Origin of the sequence: Gluconacetobacter takamatsuzukensis (assembly GCF_014174275.1) — a bacterium.
GTDB lineage: Bacteria > Pseudomonadota > Alphaproteobacteria > Acetobacterales > Acetobacteraceae > Gluconacetobacter > Gluconacetobacter takamatsuzukensis.
The window spans coordinates 172,812-191,453 of sequence record NZ_JABEQK010000008.1 but is presented as its reverse complement, the minus strand read 5'-3'; the positions used below and the strand labels follow the sequence as shown (position 1 = coordinate 191,453).

16 protein-coding genes are annotated in these 18,642 nt (G+C 68.4%); 6 read left to right on the top strand and 10 right to left on the bottom strand.

Translation table 11 applies throughout. The features are described from left to right. Window positions 1-6 precede the first annotated feature (6 nt). Complete coding sequence (locus tag HLH27_RS11905) at window positions 7-783, bottom strand: nucleotidyltransferase family protein (RefSeq protein ID WP_182950240.1); 777 nt, start codon at window positions 781-783, stop codon at window positions 7-9. After that, window positions 780-1,250 (bottom strand): tRNA (adenosine(37)-N6)-threonylcarbamoyltransferase complex ATPase subunit type 1 TsaE, encoded by a 471-nt coding sequence (tsaE, locus tag HLH27_RS11900; protein ID WP_182950239.1) that lies wholly within the window; start codon window positions 1,248-1,250, stop codon window positions 780-782. Before tsaE ends, HLH27_RS11905 begins: the two co-directional genes overlap by 4 nt. A gap of 139 nt (window positions 1,251-1,389) precedes the next feature. Here tsaE and HLH27_RS11895 point away from each other — a divergent pair, with 139 nt between their 5' ends. From HLH27_RS11895 to HLH27_RS11880, 4 genes are all read left to right on the top strand, one after another. Next, complete coding sequence (locus tag HLH27_RS11895; RefSeq protein WP_182950238.1) at window positions 1,390-2,409, top strand: NAD(P)/FAD-dependent oxidoreductase; 1,020 nt, start codon at window positions 1,390-1,392, stop codon at window positions 2,407-2,409. A gap of 169 nt (window positions 2,410-2,578) precedes the next feature. Next, window positions 2,579-3,739 carry an alanine racemase gene (gene alr, locus HLH27_RS11890; protein ID WP_182950237.1) on the top strand — a complete coding sequence of 387 codons (1,161 nt, stop codon included), beginning with the start codon at window positions 2,579-2,581 and terminating at the stop codon, window positions 3,737-3,739. Next, window positions 3,736-4,995: a D-amino acid dehydrogenase gene (locus tag HLH27_RS11885; protein WP_182950236.1), complete on the top strand. Its 1,260-nt coding sequence runs from the start codon at window positions 3,736-3,738 to the stop codon at window positions 4,993-4,995. The genes alr and HLH27_RS11885 overlap by 4 nt, the downstream gene beginning before the upstream one ends. 184 nt (window positions 4,996-5,179) lie before the next feature. Then, a complete protein-coding gene (locus HLH27_RS11880; RefSeq protein ID WP_182950235.1) occupies window positions 5,180-6,472 on the top strand; it encodes a DEAD/DEAH box helicase in 1,293 nt (430 codons plus the stop codon). Between the two features lie 86 nt (window positions 6,473-6,558). Here the strand turns inward: HLH27_RS11880 and HLH27_RS11875 are convergent, their stop codons facing one another. The 6 genes from HLH27_RS11875 to HLH27_RS11850 all read right to left on the bottom strand — a co-directional run bounded on the left by HLH27_RS11875 (window position 6,559) and on the right by HLH27_RS11850 (window position 14,805). Next, complete coding sequence (locus HLH27_RS11875) at window positions 6,559-6,831, bottom strand: hypothetical protein (protein WP_182950234.1); 273 nt, start codon at window positions 6,829-6,831, stop codon at window positions 6,559-6,561. 461 nt (window positions 6,832-7,292) lie between these two features. Then, window positions 7,293-8,669: a diguanylate cyclase gene (locus HLH27_RS11870; protein WP_182950233.1), complete on the bottom strand. Its 1,377-nt coding sequence runs from the start codon at window positions 8,667-8,669 to the stop codon at window positions 7,293-7,295. Between the two features lie 388 nt (window positions 8,670-9,057). Next, window positions 9,058-10,881 carry a translational GTPase TypA gene (typA, locus tag HLH27_RS11865; RefSeq protein ID WP_182950232.1) on the bottom strand — a complete coding sequence of 608 codons (1,824 nt, stop codon included), beginning with the start codon at window positions 10,879-10,881 and terminating at the stop codon, window positions 9,058-9,060. Between the two features lie 290 nt (window positions 10,882-11,171). Continuing rightward, window positions 11,172-12,599, bottom strand: coding sequence for an amidohydrolase family protein (locus HLH27_RS17295; protein ID WP_182950231.1), 1,428 nt, complete (start codon window positions 12,597-12,599; stop codon window positions 11,172-11,174). After that, window positions 12,596-13,663 (bottom strand): nucleoside hydrolase, encoded by a 1,068-nt coding sequence (locus tag HLH27_RS11855; protein WP_182950230.1) that lies wholly within the window; start codon window positions 13,661-13,663, stop codon window positions 12,596-12,598. The genes HLH27_RS17295 and HLH27_RS11855 overlap by 4 nt, the downstream gene beginning before the upstream one ends. A gap of 125 nt (window positions 13,664-13,788) precedes the next feature. Continuing rightward, window positions 13,789-14,805 carry an adenosine kinase gene (locus tag HLH27_RS11850; protein ID WP_182950229.1) on the bottom strand — a complete coding sequence of 339 codons (1,017 nt, stop codon included), beginning with the start codon at window positions 14,803-14,805 and terminating at the stop codon, window positions 13,789-13,791. 376 nt (window positions 14,806-15,181) lie between these two features. Here HLH27_RS11850 and HLH27_RS11845 point away from each other — a divergent pair, with 376 nt between their 5' ends. Next, window positions 15,182-15,865: a bactofilin family protein gene (locus HLH27_RS11845; protein ID WP_408870836.1), complete on the top strand. Its 684-nt coding sequence runs from the start codon at window positions 15,182-15,184 to the stop codon at window positions 15,863-15,865. A 146-nt stretch (window positions 15,866-16,011) separates the two neighbouring features. Here the strand turns inward: HLH27_RS11845 and HLH27_RS11840 are convergent, their stop codons facing one another. Together HLH27_RS11840 and rnd are read right to left on the bottom strand one after the other, a co-directional pair. Further along, on the bottom strand, window positions 16,012-16,689 hold the full coding sequence (locus tag HLH27_RS11840) for a GcrA family cell cycle regulator (protein WP_246375829.1): 678 nt from the start codon (window positions 16,687-16,689) through the stop codon (window positions 16,012-16,014). Window positions 16,690-16,835: 146 nt separating this feature from the next. Then, on the bottom strand, window positions 16,836-18,017 hold the full coding sequence (gene rnd, locus HLH27_RS11835) for a ribonuclease D (RefSeq protein ID WP_182950227.1): 1,182 nt from the start codon (window positions 18,015-18,017) through the stop codon (window positions 16,836-16,838). A 128-nt stretch (window positions 18,018-18,145) separates the two neighbouring features. Here rnd and queF point away from each other — a divergent pair, with 128 nt between their 5' ends. Then, window positions 18,146-18,625, top strand: a complete 480-nt coding sequence (gene queF / locus HLH27_RS11830; protein WP_182950226.1) for a preQ(1) synthase — start codon at window positions 18,146-18,148, stop codon at window positions 18,623-18,625. Window positions 18,626-18,642: the final 17 nt, after the last annotated feature.

Genomic DNA, 18,642 nt, shown 5'->3' with positions numbered 1-18,642 from the left:
GGCGCATCAGCCCACATGGTCGCCCGGGCTCCCCGCCGCATCCGGCTCCCGCGCCAGCCGCAGCGCCCGCGTCGCCACCGGCAGGTCCTCGGGCCGCGACAGGTGGCACCACACCGAATCATGCACGATGCCGTACAGCCGCCCGCGCGCGATGGCGGCATCCCACAGCCGGTTCAGGCTGAACGGCCCCGGCGGCGCGTCGGCAAACAGGGCGGGCGCGACCAGCTGCACCCCGGCGAACACATAGGGCGTCACCGCCCCCGGCGCCGAACGGGCAAGCCGGCCGTCGGCATCGCAGGTAAAATCCCCCTGCCCGACCGCCCCCACCGCCAGGCTGGTCCGTGCCAGCAGCAGCAGCGCATCCATCCGCGCGGGGTCGAAGGCGGCGGCCAGCCGGCGCAGCGCCGGCACCGGCCCGTTCAGCCACAGCGAATCCCCGTTCAGCAGAAAGAACGGCTCCGGCCCCAGCGCCCCGTCGCGCAGGGCGGCGGCGGCACTGCCCCCGCTTTCCAGCAGCGTCTCCTCGGCCCGGACGGTCACATACGGCCCCAGCCCGGCCTCGGCACGGGCGCGCAGCGCCGCGCGCACCTTGCCGGCCTGCCAGCACACATTCACCACCACGCCGGGCACCCCGGCCCTGTCCAGCCGGTCCAGCACATGGTCCAGGATGGCGCGCCCATCCACGGCCAGCAGCGGCTTGGCGGTCTCCTCGGTCAGCGGCCGCATCCGGCTGCCGGCACCGGCGGCGAACAGCATCGCGTTTCGCGGCATCGGAATGCTCATGCCGGCCTCCCCGCCATCAGGTCCGCCCATACGGGCCGGCCACCCCAGCCCCCGATCCGCGCCGCGCGCGTCTCCTCCCCCGTCACCAGCAGTTCGATCCGCAGCGCATCCGCCGGGGCCAGCGCCCCCAGCCGGTCGGGCCATTCCACCAGCACGATACCCTCGCACGCATCGTCCCAGCCCAGCTCGTGCAGCCCCTCCGGCCCGTCCAGCCGCCACAGGTCGAAATGCGCGATGCTCCCCCCCGGCGCGTCGTAGGTCTGCACCAGCGTATAGGTGGGGCTGGGCACCTCCAGCGCCGGATCGTCGCAGGCGGCACGCAGAAAAGCGCGCGAAAACACGCTCTTGCCCGCCCCCAGCACGCCGGACAGCAAAATGGCGTCGCCCGGCCGCGCCGCACCGGCCAGCCGCCTGGCCAGCGCCTCCGTCGCCTGCTGGTCGGGCAGATTGATCGTCAGCGGTTCCATCCGTCCATGATGCCCGCCGGCCCGGCAGGCGCACAAGACCCCGTTTTTCCCGCCCCCGCATCCGCCATCTTGCACTCGGCCCCGACAGACCGCACAACCGAAGACGGACCATTCAGCAGCACAGAAGCACGGACCCGACATGACCGACGCCCCCACCCTCTCGACCGATGTCGCCATCATCGGCGCCGGCCCCACCGGGCTGTTCGCGGCGTTCGAATGCGGCATGCTGAAGCTGGATTGCGTGCTGCTCGACGCGCTGGACAGCGTGGGCGGCCAGTGCGCGGCCCTGTACCCGGAAAAGCCGATCTACGACATCCCCGCCCACCCCGCCATCGAAGGCGCGGCGCTGATCGAGGCACTGGACCGCCAGATCGCCCCCTTCGCCGTGCCCCGCCTGCTGGGCCGCCGGGTGGAAGGCCTGTCCGGCCATCGCGGCGCCTTCACGCTGCGCACCGACAAGGGCGACGTCATCGGCGCCCGCGCCGTCATCATCGCCGCCGGCGCCGGCGCCTTCGGCCCCAACCGCCCGCCGCTGGCCGGGCTGGAAGGGTTCGAGGCCACCGGCGCGGTGCAATATTACGTCCGCCGCCGCGCCGATTTCACCGGCACCCGCATCGTGATCGCCGGCGGCGGCGATTCCGCCATCGACTGGGCCCTGGCTTTGAAGGACGAGGCCGAGAAGATCTTCCTGGTCCACCGCCGCGACCGTTTCCGCGCTGCCCCCGAAAGCCTGCGCCAGCTCGACGAAGCCGTGGCCGCCGGCCGGATCGAGAAGATCGTCCCCTACCAGCTCCACGGCCTGCACGGCACCGACGGCACGCTGCACGGGGTGGAAGTCGCCACCCTGGACGGCGAAACCCGCGTGCTGGACGCCGACCGCCTGCTGCCCTTCTTCGGCCTCTCGACCGATCTCGGCCCCATCGCCCAATGGGGCATCGATTCCATCCGCAGCACCATTCCGGTGGTGCCCTCCAGCTGCGAAACCTCGCTGCCCGGCGTGTTCGCGATCGGCGACGTCGCGACCTATCCGGGAAAGCTGAAGCTGATCCTGCAAGGATTCAGCGAAGGCGCGATGGCGGCGCATGCCATCCATCCGATCGTACGGCCGGATACGGCCCTGCATTTCGAATATTCCACCAGCAAGGGCGTACCCGCCTAAGCGCTCTTCTTTTGTCTTCCGAAAAGAAGCAAAAAGACTTCTGGTCCGTTCGGGGCCATCGCGTGTCCCCAGCACAAAACTCCTGAACGAATCAGAGTTTTTTGGTTCTTTTTTGCAAAAAAGAACATCCTTCCCCGCGCGCGCCATCACGAACCGGAGCCCGCAATACGTGCCAGTCGACACAGAACCCAACGACCCGGCCTCCCCCGCCGGCGGCATCCTGACCATCGACCTGGCCGCCCTCGCCGGCAATTACCGGTTCCTGCGCGACCGGGTCGGCCCCGGCGTCACCTGCGGCGCCGCCGTCAAGGCCGATGCCTACGGGCTGGGCGCCGCGCGCGTGGTCCCGGTGCTGCACCGCGCGGGCTGCCGCACCTTCTTCGTCGCCCACCTGGCCGAAGGCGCGGCCATCCGCCCCCTGCTGGGCGCCGACAGCACCATCTTCGTCCTGAACGGCCCCATGCCGGGCACCGAGGCCGCGCTGCACCAGGCCGGGCTGGTCCCGGTACTGAACAGCCTGGAGCAGATTGCAGGCTGGCGCGCGCTGGCCCAGCGGGCCGGCACCCCCCTGCCCGCCGCAATGCAGCTCGACAGCGGCATGTCCCGCTTCGGCCTGTCGGACGACGATCTGCACACGCTGCTGGCCGAAGACGCCCCGCTGACGGGAATCATTCCCCAACTGGTCATGAGCCACCTGGCCTGCGCCGACGAACCCGCGCACCCGGCCAACCACGCCCAGCACGCCGCCTTCCAGCGCCTGCGCGCACGGCTGCCCGCCATGCCGGCCAGCCTGGCGGCCTCGTCCGGCCTGTTCCTGGGGCCCGAGTGGCATTTCGACATGGTGCGCCCGGGTGCGGCGCTGTACGGCATCAACCCCACCCCCGGCCACCCGAACCCGATGCAGCCGGTCGTGCGCCTGCAGGCGCGCATCGTGCAGACCCGCCGGATCGGCCCGGGGACGGCGGTGGGCTACGGCGCGGGCTTCATCGCCGACCGTCCCAGCCGGATCGCGACGCTGGCGGTGGGCTATGGCGACGGCTTTCCCCGCGCCATCGGCGGACGCGGCCACGCGATCCTGCCCGCACAGCCGGAAACACCGCTGCCGATCGTCGGCCGCATTTCCATGGATTGCCTGGCGGTCGACGTCACGGCGCTGGGCGACATCCCGCTGGCGGCGGGCACCGCGCTGGACCTGATCGGCCCGCATCATCCGCTGGAAGACGCAGCCGACGCCGCCGGAACCATCGGCTACGAGCTGCTGACCGGGCTGGGCGCGCGCTATCATCGCCGCTATCGCGAGGACACATTACCGCAGGGAGACAATGGGTGAAGGTAATCGTCTTGGGCGCCGGGGTCATCGGCGTCACCACCGCCTGGTATCTGGCCAGGCAGGGTCACGAAGTTACGGTGGTCGACCGCCAGCCCGCCGCCGCGATGGAAACATCCTTCGCCAATGCGGGCCAGGTCTCGCCCGGCTATTCCACCCCATGGGCCATGCCCGGCCTGCCGCTGAAGGCGCTGGGCTGGATGATGAAGCAGAACAGCCCGCTGGTCATCCGCGCACGGCTGGACCTGCCGATGCTGCGGTGGATGACGCAGCTGCTGGCCAACTGCAATGCCCATGCCTACGACGTCAACAAGGCGCGGATGCTTCGGGTGGCGGAATATAGCCGCGACTGCCTGACGGCCCTGCGCGCCGAAACCGGCATCACCTATGACGACCGGCAGAAGGGCCTGATCCAGCTTTTCCGCACCCAGGCCCAGCTCGACCACGCGCAGGACGACATGCGCCTGCTCACCGAAAGCAACGTCCCGCACCAATTGCTGGACGTCACGCAGATCGTGGCGCGCGAACCCGGCCTGGCCCACGCCCGCCACCTGCTGAAAGGCGGCCTGTACCTTCCCGGCGACGAATCCGGCGACGCCCACATGTTCACCCAGCGCCTGTCGCAGAAGGCCGAGGAACTGGGCGTGACCTTCCTCTACGAAACCGGGATCGAGGGGCTGGACGCCGGCGCCACCGAGATCATGGGCGTGCGCACCACGGCGGGCCGGCTGACGGGCGATGCCTATGTGCTGGCACTGGGCAGCTACTCGCCGCTGATGCTGCGCCCGCTGGGGATCAGGCTGCCGGTCTATCCGGTCAAGGGCTATTCCCTGACCGTCCCGCTGACCGACGAGGCCCGCGCCCCCACCTCCACCGTCAATGACGAGAGCTACAAGGTCGCCATGACCCGCCTGGGCGACCGCATCCGCATCGGCGGCACCGCCGAACTCACCGGCTACGACCTGCGCCTCAGCCCCGACCGCCGCCGCACGCTGGAACTGTCCTTCTCCGAACTGTTCGGCGGCGGCGACCTCGGCCGCGCTACCTACTGGACCGGCCTGCGCCCCAACACCCCCGACGGCACCCCGGTCATCGGCCCCGCCGGCCGCTTCGGCAATCTGTGGCTCAACACCGGCCACGGCACGCTGGGCTGGACCATGGCCTGCGGCTCCGGCCAGCTCCTGGCCGACCTGATCGACGGCCGCCGCCCCGCCATCCCGCACCTGGACCTGTCCATCGACCGCTACACCTCCGCCTGACCCGGCCGCGCGCGGGTGACGCATCATCCGTGCGCGCCGGCGGCTTTCGCTGCCCGTAAATCCACAGCACGCCCCGCCCCCGCGCGTTGACGCGCCCCACCATCGCCCGTAGAAAGTCCGCATCCCGAACCAGCGAAGCCCCAACAGGCGCAGCCTTATTCCGCGCCGGAGGCGCCGCTTGACCATGTCCATGACATTTGCCGACCTCGCCCTCGCGCCGACCGTGCTGCGCGCCCTGGCCGAGGAAGGCTACACCACCCCCACCCCCATCCAGGCCCGGTCGATCCCGATGCTGCTGGAAGGCCGCGACCTGCTTGGCATGGCCCAGACCGGCACCGGCAAGACCGCCGCGTTCGCACTGCCGCTGCTGCACCGCCTGGCCGAATCCCCCCGCCCCGCCCCCAAGGGCGGCGCCCGCGTGCTGGTCCTCGCCCCCACGCGCGAACTGGTCTCGCAGATCGCCGATGGTTTCGAGCGTTTCGGCCGCCACCTGAACCTCAGCGTGACGACGATCTTCGGCGGCGTCAGCCAGTTCCACCAGGTCAATGCGCTCAAGGACGGCGTGGACATTATCGTGGCCGCGCCGGGCCGGTTGCTGGACCTGGTCACCCAGGGCCTGTGCGACCTGTCGCAGCTCGAGGCCCTGGTGCTGGACGAGGCCGACCAGATGCTCGACATGGGCTTCGCCAAGCCGATCGAGCGCATCGTCGCGACGCTGCCGAAGGACCGGCACACAGTACTGTTCTCGGCCACGATGCCCAGATCCATCACCGCGCTGGCCGAAAGCCTCCTGCGCGACCCGGCAAAGGTCGAGATCGCCCCGCCCTCGACCACCGTCGACCGGATCGAACAGTCGGTCATGTTCGTCGACGCGGCCGACAAGAAGGCGGCCCTGCTGGCGCTGCTGCAGACACCGGGCATGGGCCAGGCCGTGGTCTTCACCTTGCAGAAGAACATCGCCAACGAAGTCTGCGCCTTCATCACCGAGGCCGGCATCACCGCCGAGGCCCTGCACGGCAACAAGTCGCAGGGCCAGCGCGAGCGCGCGCTGGACGCCTTCCGCACCGGCGCCGCACAGGTGCTGGTGGCCACCGACATCGCGGCACGCGGCATCGACGTCGATACGGTGACGCACGTCTTCAACCACGACCTGCCGAGCCTGCCGGAAAGCTACGTCCACCGCATCGGCCGCACCGGCCGCGCGGGCCGCACCGGCTTCGCCGTCACCCTCTGCGATGCCGAGCAGCGGGCCTGGCTGCGCGACGTGGAGCGCGAAATCGGCCGCACCCTAACCGTCCACGATGACCATGAATGGCATTCGGAAGCGGCCCGCAACTCGACCATGCGCCCCCCCGTGCTGGGCGGCGCCCCGGCCAAGGAAGTCAAGCCGCAGCAGAAGCGCGAGCGCAAGGTCTGGACCGAGGAAGAAAAAGCCGCCGCCCGCGCCGCCGCCCAGAAGGTTCGCGAGGACGCCTGAGCACATAAAAAAAGCGGGGGTGGCCAGGCCACCCCCGCTTCGTTCCGTCCACCGGGCCGCAGCCCGGCCGTGACGCGACCGCCCGATTACTTGGACGGATCGGCCGGCGGCGTGGTGGTCGTCTTCTTCTTGTGGTGGTGCTTGTGCTTGGACGTCTTCGGCGCCTCGCTCGAAGTCGCGGGGGCGGCCGGCGTGGCCGGCGCGGCTTCCGGGGTGCTCGGGGCGGCGGGCGCCGCCGGGGCGGTGGCGGCCGGAGCCGCCGGAGTGGCCGGCGCTTCCTGCGCCATGGCCGGAATGGCGGCGCCCATCAGGGCCACGGTCGAAAGAGCGGCCAGGAACCGACGTGTCGAAACGATCATTGAATGTCTCCAGAATCAGGATTTCATCCCAATCAACACCCGGATCCGTACCCGGAAGAGGCATCCCCGTTCAGGCAGACGACGCAACGCGGCATACGGACCGTGCCCTGAAGTGCTAGCACGCCGCCTCGGTCCCGTCTCGCATTAAAATAGCTCAATACCCGCCTATTGTGCGGCACACTGCCTTAATTGCAACGCAATCTCAAACCCAAAAACATTACGAATTGCGTCAAACCGTCAGCCCGGCAAAACCATACCCGGCATGCGACACACCACCAGCGTGCGTGTTTCCAAACCGGCCACACAAGAGCCTGACCGGAAATGCGATCTGATGAGCGAGAGTGCCGCGAAGCGGCACGCCCGTCGTGTGTCCGCGAGCACCGGAGCGGAGCGGCCTTGCTGGCCGTTAGCACCGGAGCACAGCGGACGCGCGCCGGATCGCCGCCAGACCGCATTTACGGTCAGGCTGAGGTGCGGGAGTAGATTTCGATGCGGTTCCGCCCGGCATCCTTGGCCGCATAGAGCGCGCGATCCGCCTGATCGATCAGCGTGCTGATCTTAACCCCACCCTGGAAGGTCGCGATCCCGCCCGAAATCGTCAGCGACAGCGTGGCGCCCGTGGAGCACGGAATGGCGCTCTGCTCGATGCGGCTGCGGATGCGCTCGGCGCAGTCGGCGGCATCCGCGCTGGAACTTTCGGTCAGCACGATCAGGAATTCCTCGCCGCCATAGCGAAAGACGAAATCGTTGCTGCGGACCGTGTTCATGATGATGTCGGCGACATGGCGCAGCGCCTCGTCCCCCGCCAGATGCCCGCTGCCGTCGTTGATCTTCTTGAAGAAATCGATATCGAGCAGGACGATGCTGAATTCCTTGTCGTGGGTCAGGGAAAAGGCGATTTCGTTCTGGATCACGACATCCAGGAAGCGGCGGGTCAGCGTCTTGGTCAGCGGGTCCAGCCCGCTTTGCAGGGCCTCCATCGCCTGGAACAGCCGGTTGGTCAGGAACGTGACATCCTTGATGTTGTTCCTCAGTTCGGCCGCGAAGCCGGCCGGCACCACATTCTTCTCCCGCACCGCCACGATGCGCCGGTCGATGCTCTCGATCATCTCGCCCAGCAGCACGAAATCGTCGGTACCCTTGAACAGATTCTGCCCCTTGTGGGTCATCCACAGGCCGAACTGCGATTCGCCGATCGTCTGCAGGTCGGCCACACGCTGCTCGCACAGGCAGAACAGGACCTGGGTGCTCCAGTCGAAGAAGGTCGCCTTCTGGGTCTCCTTCTCGAAATTCAGGTCCTGCCCCAGCGAGAACATCTTGAAGGACTGGTCCTGTTCGACCTTCTTCCTGAAATCGGTATTGTAAGCCTTGTTCATGTAAGTCATGGCGAAATCGACCATGGACTGGCAGTAGATGATGGCCTTGATCTGCTCTTCCTTCGTCTCGAAATGATCGACGATCAGCAGGCACAGGCTCATCTTGACGAAATAGAAGCCATACGAGACCAGGTTGGGCGAGATCTCGAGCTGCGCGTGGATCGAGCCGACCTTCTCCTGCAACGCCCGTAGCCCGTGAATATCCGTCTCATGCGCCGGGAACAGCCGTTCCAGCCATTTCAGCAGGCTGCCGCGCAGGCGGCGCTCGACCGTATCGCGTTCCAGAAAGACCGCCGCATCGGGCCGGTTGAGCAGCGCTTCATAGAAATTGACGACGCAGCTCCCGCCATCCCGCCTGACGATTTCGCTAAGTCCGTGCCTGATCCCGTCCGGCGTATGGGCGATGATATAGTTCCATTGTTCCTCGACCGGCAGCGACACAAAATTCTTGGCGAAAAACACGAGAGCTTCCTTTTCGGAGAGGTTTTTTTCTAATCCAGAACTTGCATCGTCAAAAACGGGGTTGCGCGGGCCACGCAGGCCCGGCGGGGCGAGCTGCCAATGTCACGCGCCGCTATCAGCTTTGGCCCCCGACTGCAACTGCTTTTATGACTTCCTTATGACATCTTGACCTTTGAAAGAATGCCACCGCGAAAAATGCATTTCGCCTGCCCCGCCGAAACCGCAGCACTCCCCCACGCACCCGGAGGGGCGTATTCGGCACCCCCTGAAACGGATCGGGCCATGGCAGCTCTCCGACGAGCATCCGCTCGCCCGAGACCCACCATGGCCCTGCTCCCAAACCATCCCTGCCCGTCCGGATGCACGCACCCGGACGGTCACGGCCTTGTCAGGCCGAGGCGCCGGCGCGGTCGCGCTTCTTGCGCTCGTGCGGGTCCAGATAGCGCTTGCGAATCCGCACCGCCGTGGGCGTGACCTCGACCAGCTCGTCATCCTCGATATAGGCGATCGCCTGCTCCAGGCTCATCTTGCGCGGCGGCGTCAGCAGCAGGGCCTCGTCCTTGCCGGCGGCACGGATGTTGGTCAGCTTCTTCTCGCGGACCGGGTTCACTTCCAGGTCGTTCTCGCGCGAATGCTCGCCGATGATCATGCCGACATACACCTTCTCGCCGGCATCGACGAACAGGGTGCCGCGCTCCTGCAACGAATACAGCGAATACTGCGTCGTCGCCCCGTCTTCCGACGAGATCAGCGAGCCGTTGCGGCGCCCCTCGATCGGGCCGGCCCATGGCTGATAGCCCGAGAACAGACGGTTCATGATGCCCGTGCCGCGCGTGTCGGTCAGGAATTCGCCGTGATAGCCGATCAGCCCGCGCGACGGGATCAGGAACGTCAGGCGCACCTTGCCGCCGCCCGAGGGCTGCATGTCCTGCATCAGGCCCTTGCGCATGGCCATCTTCTCGACGACCACGCCCGAATAGGGCTCGTCGACGTCGATCAGCACCTCTTCGAACGGCTCTTCGCGCTCGCCGGTCTCCTCGTTGGTGCGGAACAGCACGCGCGGGCGGCCGATCGTCAGCTCGAACCCTTCGCGGCGCATCTGCTCGATCAGCACGCCCAGCTGCAATTCGCCACGGCCCGCAACCTCGAAGGCCTCGCTTTCCGGGCTGTCGGTCACGCGAATGGCGATGTTGCCCTCGGTCTCCTTGAACAGACGGTCGCGGATCTGGCGCGACGTCACCTTCTTGCCCTCGCGGCCGCCCAGCGGGCCGTCATTCAGGCGGAAGGTCATCGACAGGGTCGGCGGATCGACCGGGGTCGATTTCAGCGGCTCGGTCACTTCGGGCGAGGCGATGGTCTCGGGAATGGTCGCTTCCGACAGGCCGGCCACGGCGACGATGTCACCGGCCTCGGCCTCGTCCACCGGCACGCGGTCCAGGCCACGGAAGGACAGCAGCTTGGTCAGGCGCCCGGTCTCGACCACCGAGCCATCGGGGCGCAGCACGCGCACCGGCATGTTGACCTTCGCACGGCCCTGCTCGACGCGGCCGGTCAGCACGCGGCCCAGGAAGTTGTCGTTCTCCAGGATCGTGGCGACCATGGCGAACGGCGCCTCCTTGTCCACCGTCGGTGCCGGCACATGGCGCACGATCAGGTCGAACATGGGGGCCAGGTCCTTGCGCGCGCCTTCCAGCTCCTCGTCCGCCCAGCCCTGGCGGCCCGAGGCGTACAGCATCGGGAAGTCCAGCTGCTCGTCATTCGCGCCCAAGGCGGCGAACAGGTCGAAGATCTCGTTATGCACTTCGTCCGGGCGGGCATCGCCGCGGTCGATCTTGTTGACGACCACGATCGGCTTCAGCCCGCGCGCCAGCGCCTTGCCGACCACGAACTTGGTCTGCGGCAGCGCGCCCTCGGCGGAATCCACCAGCACCACCGCGCCGTCCACCATGCTCAGGATGCGCTCGACCTCACCGCCGAAATCGGCGTGGCCCGGGGTGTCGATGATGTTGATGCGGGTATCTTTCCACACCACCGACGTGCACTTGGCCAAGATGGTGATGCCGCGCTCGCGCTCCAGGTCGTTGCTGTCCATCGCGCGCTCGGCGACATGCTGGTTCTCGCGGAACGAACCGGACTGCTTCAGAAGCTGGTCGACCAGCGTGGTCTTGCCATGGTCGACGTGAGCGATGATGGCGATATTGCGAATGTCCATACGTGTGTGACCTGACTTCCTTCGCGGGCCCGGGCGGGCATGCCGGCCGCCCGCGCGCCCCTGGGCCACGGTCGGAACCGACGGATGTTCTCTATTCACCGGGGTAGATAGAGGGGACGCACGCGGATTGCACGCGAAACTTCACCCGGCGGGCCGAACCCTGCCCTGCACGCAACAGCGCCTCTGCCCCTCCCCGGCGCGGATCGCGGCCGCGACGCCCTGCAAATCCCGTCGTCGCCACCCACCGCCCGGCACCCGCCGCCGATGCGGCACGCGCCTGCCCACGGGCCCTACGGCGCGGTCTCGCAGGGGGGCTCGTCGGGCGGCGTCCCGGCAAACGCCAGCGGATACAGCCCATGCGCGGCGGCATGGGCGCTCAGCTCCGCCGCCGAAGCCCGCCCAGGCTCCGGACACAGTTCGAGCGCGGCCCCCGGCACCGCGATCGCCGCGCAGTCCGGGCGCAGCCGGTCGACGATATCGCTGCGTCCCACCAGCATCCTGCCGCCGCGCAGGACCAGCATGTCGTCCTGCGGCGTGGCGCGCACCACGGCATGGACCCCACGATGCGCAGGGTCTGCAAACAGCACCAGGTCGGCCAGCTTGCCGACCGCGATGCTCCCGATCTCCTTCTCCGCCCCCGCGACCCGCGCCGCATCCAGCGTGACCATGCGCCACAATACCGCATCGCCCAGCGCATCGTGCAGATGCCCATGGTCGTACCGCACGGCGCAGGCCAGCTCCCGGTTCATGTTCATGGACCCCGACGGCAGCCAGTCCGATCCCAGCGCGATGGTGATGCCCCGCTGCCGGGCCGCCAGCACCTTCATCGTCTGTCCATACAGCGACAGGTTGCTGCGCGGCGACCAGACCAGGCTGGCATGCCGCGCAGCAACCAGGTCCAGATCCTCCGGCGTCAGGGCCACCGCATGGATCAGCACGGCCTGCGGCATGATCCAGTCATGGCTCGTCCCCCCGCCGCCCGGCTGCGGAGTGGTGTCGTAGGTCTCCGAACTCTCGCAGCGGAATTCGTTGCGGGCCGCCTCGTCCCGCCCCTCGGAAACATGGGCCAGGAACGCCCCGCCATGGGCCACCAGGTCGTGCGTGGCCGGCTGCGGCCCATAGTCGCAATCCCGCGTGCGCATGATCCCCGACGCATCGTCGAGGGGGAAGATCCTGTACGTCGCGGGGGTCATAGCAACCCCCTCCAGCCCGTCGCGGAAATCGAGGTTGCGCAGCAGGCCGGGCGCCATGCGCTCGGCCACGGTGGAGGTCGTGCCCCCGACCAGAAAGCGCAGTTCGGTCCAGCTCACCGACAGCGGATCGCGGTCGGGCTTGAAGTCCTGCAACTGCCGATGGCCGTCCAGCCCCTTGCGCCACTCGTGACGATGGGCATAGCGCTCGCCCGTATCGGGCCGGGGGCCGATATTGTCGAAATCGATATGGTCGTGGGTGTTGATGAAGCCCGGCGACAGCACCGCGTCATGGCAGAGAATGCGCGTGGCATCCGGCCGCGCCGCGCAGCGCGCCCCCACGCAGTCGATCCGGCCGGCGGCATCGATGCGCACCTCCCCCGGTGCCAGCACCCGGTCGGGCGTGAGGATGGTGGCGCGGATCACCGTCTCGCCCGTCCCGCGCCGCACCGTACAGGCCGGCGCGGCCCATGCGACGGCAGGCAGCAGAACGGCCACCGCCGCCAGGCCCAACGCCCGCCCGATCACGCGCGCAGGGCCTGAAACACGGTCTCGCGGAATATCCGCGCCGATCCCTTCGTACAGATGGCAACATTCGCCGGCAGCACATCGCCGGTATAGATATGTGTCCCGCCGAAGACATAGGCACCGCGCGTCTCGGTGCCGCCCAGCTCGACCGTCACATGCACGGCCTCGAACGCAAGGGCGACCGACGGGTCCAGGACCATCGCGGCGGCAAACGGGTCGGCATAGGTCGCCCCCGGCTTGTGCCGCTTCTCGGTCTCGAATTTCAGCCGCGCCGCATTCGATTTCAGGAAGAGGTCGCTCTTCGCCGTGCCGAAGGTCCGGATCTGGTCGAAATCCGCCTGCGTCAGCATCTCCGTCTCGCCCAGGCTGCCCGTCATGGCAATCGGCAGGCCGGAGCGCAGCACGATGTCGGCGGCCTCCGGGTCCACCATCGCATTGAAGCTGACCGAGGTCCCGATCCCCTCGTAACGCCCGCCCACGATCACGATGCCCCTCGCCTTGCGCGCGATCGACGGGTCCAGCAGCAGGGCCAGGGCAATGTTCGTCAGCCCGCCCAGCGCCAGCAGCACGACTTCCCCGGGATGGGCGGAGACGATGCGCGATATCGCGATCGCCGCCGGCTCGGGCGCCGGCTTCAGCGTCACCTCCGGCAGCGCCATGTCGCCCAGCCCGTTGCGCCCGTGAATGAACCCGGCGGCGGGATAGGGCCGGCTGAGCAGCGGATGGTCGCTGCCGCGATGGACCGGCGTCTTCCCCCCATTGAGGGTCTGCACCAGAAAGAGCGCGTTCCGCACTTCCTGCTCATAGCCGATATTGCCCGGCGTCACGGTGATCGCCTCGGTCACGATGCGCGAGGAACCGAGCATCATGACGATCGCCAGCAGGTCGTCCGTTCCCGGATCGGTATCGATGATCACCCGCCGCACATCGTGCAGCAGCGGCACCGACGCGACAGGCTGCCCCAGCACCGTCCACGCCGTCTGCGCGCGCGACCGCCCGGCGCATGTCAGGGCCTGGGCAAACAGGGCTCCGCCGGCAAGAAATCGTCTGCGGTCGAGGGGCATCGCGGCATCCTTTTCGTGGTCGTATCAGAAAGCCACGATCCGCCGCCCGTTGCGAACCGGAAATTGTCCCTGCGGTCAGAAAATCATTTCATGCGGAGCCGCCGGCCGGAAAGCGGACCCGGCGCCTACAGTTCCATGTCCTGCTGAAGGTTCACCAGAGGCCGCGCCCCGTAATGCGAGATGATCTCCGACGCCGCCACGCTGCCCAGCCGCCCGCATTCGGCCAGCGTGCGGCCCGAGGTCCAGCCGGCCAGGAATCCGGCGGCATAGGCATCGCCGGCCCCGGTGGTGTCGATCACCTGCGTCGCCACCGGGGCGACGTCGATCCGCTCCTCGCCCCGGATGATCACGCTGCCCTGGCCCGAGCGCGTCAGCACCGCGAAATGCGTGTCGGCGGCGGCCTGGTTCATCGCGGTGGTGAAATCCTCGGTCTGGTACAGCGAGCAGATCTCTTCCTCGTTGGCGAACAGGATGTCGATATGCCCATGCACCAGCTCGCGGAAGGCATCGCGATGCCGCGCGACGCAGAACGGGTCGGACAGCGACAGCGCCACCCGCCGCTCGGCCGCATGGGCCAGCGACGCCGCCTGGCGAAACGCCTCCTGCGCATGCGGGGGGTCGAACAGATAGCCTTCCAGATAGGTCACATGGGCGCTGGCCACCACATCGGCCAGCACGTCCTCGGGCCCGAAGGTGACGCACGCGCCCAGATAGGTGTTCATCGTCCGCTGCCCGTCGGGCGTCACCATCACCAGGCAGCGCGCCGTCGGCTGCTCGCGCCCCGCGCGGCCGTCGAGGAACGACGAGGGAAAATAGACCCCGGACTGCTGGAGGTCGGCGGCGAAGGTCCGCCCCGGCGCATCGTCCGCGACCTTGCCCAGATAGGCAACGCGCGCGCCCATGTTGGCCGCCACCACGCAGGTATTGGCCGCCGACCCGCCGCCCATCTCGCGCTCGCGCCGCACCAGGCCATAGAGTTTCTCCGCCCGCTCGGCATCGATCAGCATCATGCTGCCGGGAATCATGTCCTGCTCGGCCAGGAAATCCGGCTCGACCGGCGCCAGGACATCGATGATCGCATTGCCGATCCCCAGCAGATCGAAGCGGCAGTCGGCCGCGCTGCCGGCACCCGTCACAGACATTCCATCTTCTCCCGCGCGCGTCGGCCGACCTGCCGTGCCGCCGCGCCATCAAATCACCAAGATCGTCGTACAGACAGCCCTCTCGCTAACACCGGGACGGCGGGGTCGCAATGGCTGCATTTCTTGTGCGTAAAGTTGCGCCTTCCCGCTTTTCCGGCATCATGCGCGCGTGTAATCCTGAGGGGCGGTTTGAAAAGTCGGCCTGCCGAGCGAACGTGCCGCATGGCGGCACGCTCGCCGTGGCATCTGCGGGCAGGGCGGCTTTGCAAACGGTTTCTTGATCGTTCCAGACACCGGTTTTCCGGATAACCCCCGGAAAGCACCTGTGTCCCGACCGCCGGGCCATGCGCGGCTCCACCTTCGACAGCAGCGGGGTATGCTTTTGTTCAAAAAACGCAAGCCAGAAGACGAGACACCGCCCGCCGGCGCTTCGTCGCCCACCGGCCGGCCGGCCAGTCCGCAGACGACGTTCCCACCGCCGCCCGCCGGCGCCGTTCCCGTCCGCCCCGGCACCCAGCCGGCCGCCGGTACCCATCCTTCCTCCCCCCAGTCGTCCAAGGAGACCGCCCCGATGGCCCGCTCCCCCTTCCCGCCTGCCCCGACCGCTCCCCCCGGCGCCGCCCAGCCCCCCGGCCGCCCCGGCCAGGCGGCCGCCCCCCGCAAGGATAACAGCGATCGCCGCACCCTGGTGGTCGGGCGCGGCATCAGCGTCCAGGGCTCGATCCAGGATGCAGAGCGCCTGGTCGTCGAGGGCACGGTGGAATCGACCATGATCAACGCGCAGGAACTGCAGGTCGCCCATGGCGGCATGTTCCGTGGCGAGATCGAGGTCGAGGATGCCGACCTGGCCGGCACCATCGACGGCACGCTGACGGTACGCGGCAGCCTGACCATCCGCTCCTCGGGGCGCCTGCTGGGCAAGGCGAAGTGCCGCCGCCTGCAGGTCGAGGATGGCGGCCAGGTCAGCGGCCATCTGGAAATGATCACCGGCGCCGCCCCGGCCGCTGCCCCCGAGACCCCGGCCGCGACCGCGACCCCGGAAGAAACCCCGGTCGAGTAACACCCGCCGGCCTGAAAATGCGCGCTGGCGGCGAGTCCTCCGCTCGTTTCCAGCGCTCTGCCGCACGGTTCGGGAACCGTAAAAAAACGCCGCGGATCGCATGATCCGCGGCGTTTTTCATGATCGTTCCCGGTTAAGGATGCGCGTCAGGCAACGTTATCCCGCCGGTCGCGCAGCTTCACATAGGCAAGCTGCGCGTGCTCCGAGCAATAGGGCTTTCCCGGAACAGGCGTTGCCCCGCAGAAATGAAAGCCCGGCGTGCCCGGATCGCCCAGCGGCCAGCAGCAGCTCAGGCCGCTGCGACGCGGCGCGGGCGTCGAGACCGCACGCAACGGCGCACGCGGCGTTTCCGGCCGCGACACGCTCGGCGTCGCTACCGGCGCAGGCGCCGCCACGGCCACCGGTTCGGGCTCGGCCCGCACCGGCGCACGCGGCGCAGGTTCGGCCTGCCGGATCGGGCTGACCGCCGGCGCAGCCTCGGCCACACGCGGCGAAGCCGGCACAGGCGCCACGACGGCCGACGGCACCGCCGCGACAGGCGCGGGCGCCGTCACGACCGGCGATACGGGTGATGCAACCGCGACGGGCGCGGCGGCAACGGGTTCGGGGGCCGGCGCAACCGCCTCGCCCGCCTCCGCCGCACGGGCCGAAGCCGGCGGTCTGCGAATGGGTGACGGACGCGCCTGCAGGCCGAGGCGATGCGCCTTGCCCACAACCGCGTTCTTCGTCACCGAAAGCTGGCGACCGATCTCGGCCGTCGACAGCCCCTGCTGCCAAAGCTCGCGAAGACGGGCGATCGTCTCCTCGGTCCATTCCATAGCCATGCCATCTCTCCTGACGAAGGACAGCCGCAAACTAGGCTTATCTTGTGGTGGACTCAACCATCCCACCACAAAATCTTGTGGACAAGGCTGGGAATAACCTGTTCACAACCCGGGGGAAAACCGGTGCGAAACCGATGCGGAACCCGTCAGGCCCGCACCCGGCGAATCCGCGTTCCATCCACGCCCAGCAGCATGGTCCCGGCCTTCAACGCCAGAGCCTCCTCGCCGAACACCACCCGCCGCCAGCCCTGCAACAATGGCAGGTCGGGCTCGGCCTCCAGCGCCAGCCGGTCGATATCCTCCGACGATGCCACCAGGCGCGGCGCCACGTCATGCTCCTCGCAGCACGCCGCCAGCAGCACCTTCAGCAGCGCGACCAGCGCCGGCGACGGGCGGGGTCCGTCCTTGCCCTTGTTCTGGCGCGGCAGCGCGGTCTCGGGCAGCGTTTGCGCCGCCGCGATGGCCTCCAGCAGCCCTGCACCGCTGCGCCCCTCGGCAAAACCGCGCGACACCCCGCGTACACGGGCCAGCCCCTCGGCATCGGTCGGCACCGTCGCCGCGATCTCCAGCAGGCTCTCGTCCTTCAGCAGCCGCTGGCGCGGCACGTTCACCCGCTGCGCCTCCAGCTCCCGCCACGCGGTGATGGCCCGGAGCACGCCCAGCATGCGCCGGTTGCTGGTGCGCGGGCGCATCTTCTCCCACAATGTCTCGGGGTCGGGGCGGAACGTCTCGGGCCGCGACAGCACCGCCAGCTCGGCCGCCACCCACTCCGTCCGCCCTTCCGTCTCCAGCCGCTCGCGCAGAAGCTGGTAGACGGTGCGCAGATAGGTCACGTCGGCGGCGGCATAGGCAATCTGCGCCGGCGACAGCGGCCGCGCCGCCCAGTCCGAAAACCGGTGCGCCTTGTCGATATGCGCGCCGGTCAGCGACGCCACCAGATTGTCGTACCCCACCTGGTCGCCATAGCCGGCCACCATCGCCGCCACCTGCGTATCGTACAGCGCCGCCGGCAGCCGGTCGAACAGATGCAGGAAGATCTCCAGATCCTGCCGCGCGGCATGAAACACCTTGGTCACCGCCGGATCGTCCAGCAGCTCCGCCAGCGGCGACAGGTCCAGGCCGGGCGCCAGCGTGTCCAGCACCACCACGTCGTGCTCACCGGCCAGCTGCACCAGGCACAGTTCGGGCCAGTAGGTCCGCTCGCGGACGAATTCCGTATCGATCGTCACGAACGGCTCGCGCCGCAATCGTTCGACGACCGCAACCAGCTCGTTAGTGGAGGTCATCAGGACAGGAGCGGGAAAATCCGCTTTGAGTGCACGCGCCATCCGGTCCTGTTATCATGGGGTCATGCCGGTGCGAAAGCACCCACGGGGGAAAAGCGCCGCTTGACGCGGGAAAGGCGGCTCTGACATCACCCCGTTCCCACAGCCCCGCATCGCAAGGACATCGTGACGTGAGCGCATCCACCCCGCCGGACGACGGCACCCAGGCCCTGACCCAACTCGGCCGCGCCTCCGCCCAGCCCGCCAGCCCCGAGGAAGCGACGCTGGAACGCGTCCCCGCCCCCTATCGCGACCGGCGCTACCTGGTCCGCTTCACCGCGCCGGAATTCACCTCGCTCTGCCCCGTCACCGGCCAGCCCGACTTCGCGCACCTGGTCATCGACTACGTGCCCGACCAGTGGATCGTGGAAAGCAAGTCGCTCAAACTGTTCCTGACCAGCTTCCGCAACCACGGCGCCTTCCACGAAGCCTGCTCGGTCCAGATCGCCACCACCCTGGTCGACCTGCTCTCCCCAGTCTGGCTGCGCATCGGCGCCTACTGGTACCCGCGCGGCGGCATGCCCATCGACGTATTCTGGCAGACGGGCGCACCGCCGCAGGACGTCTGGATTCCCGCGCAGGATGTGCCGGGGTATCGCGGACGCGGCTAGAATCTACTTGCAAAGTC

Excerpts from the sequence above, each read along its gene's own strand:
- HLH27_RS11905 (WP_182950240.1), bottom strand. The coding sequence starts at position 783 with ATGAGCATTCCGATGCCGCGAAACGCGATGCTGTTCGCCGCCGGTGCC.
- tsaE (WP_182950239.1), bottom strand. The coding sequence starts at position 1,250 with ATGGAACCGCTGACGATCAATCTGCCCGACCAGCAGGCGACGGAGGCG.
- HLH27_RS11895 (WP_182950238.1), top strand. The coding sequence starts at position 1,390 with ATGACCGACGCCCCCACCCTCTCGACCGATGTCGCCATCATCGGCGCC.
- HLH27_RS11880 (WP_182950235.1), top strand. The coding sequence starts at position 5,180 with ATGTCCATGACATTTGCCGACCTCGCCCTCGCGCCGACCGTGCTGCGC.
- HLH27_RS11875 (WP_182950234.1), bottom strand. The coding sequence starts at position 6,831 with ATGATCGTTTCGACACGTCGGTTCCTGGCCGCTCTTTCGACCGTGGCC.
- typA (WP_182950232.1), bottom strand. The coding sequence starts at position 10,881 with ATGGACATTCGCAATATCGCCATCATCGCTCACGTCGACCATGGCAAG.
- HLH27_RS11855 (WP_182950230.1), bottom strand. The coding sequence starts at position 13,663 with ATGCCCCTCGACCGCAGACGATTTCTTGCCGGCGGAGCCCTGTTTGCC.
- HLH27_RS11850 (WP_182950229.1), bottom strand. The coding sequence starts at position 14,805 with ATGTCTGTGACGGGTGCCGGCAGCGCGGCCGACTGCCGCTTCGATCTG.
- HLH27_RS11845 (WP_408870836.1), top strand. The coding sequence starts at position 15,182 with ATGCTTTTGTTCAAAAAACGCAAGCCAGAAGACGAGACACCGCCCGCC.
- HLH27_RS11840 (WP_246375829.1), bottom strand. The coding sequence starts at position 16,689 with ATGGCTATGGAATGGACCGAGGAGACGATCGCCCGTCTTCGCGAGCTT.
- rnd (WP_182950227.1), bottom strand. The coding sequence starts at position 18,017 with ATGGCGCGTGCACTCAAAGCGGATTTTCCCGCTCCTGTCCTGATGACC.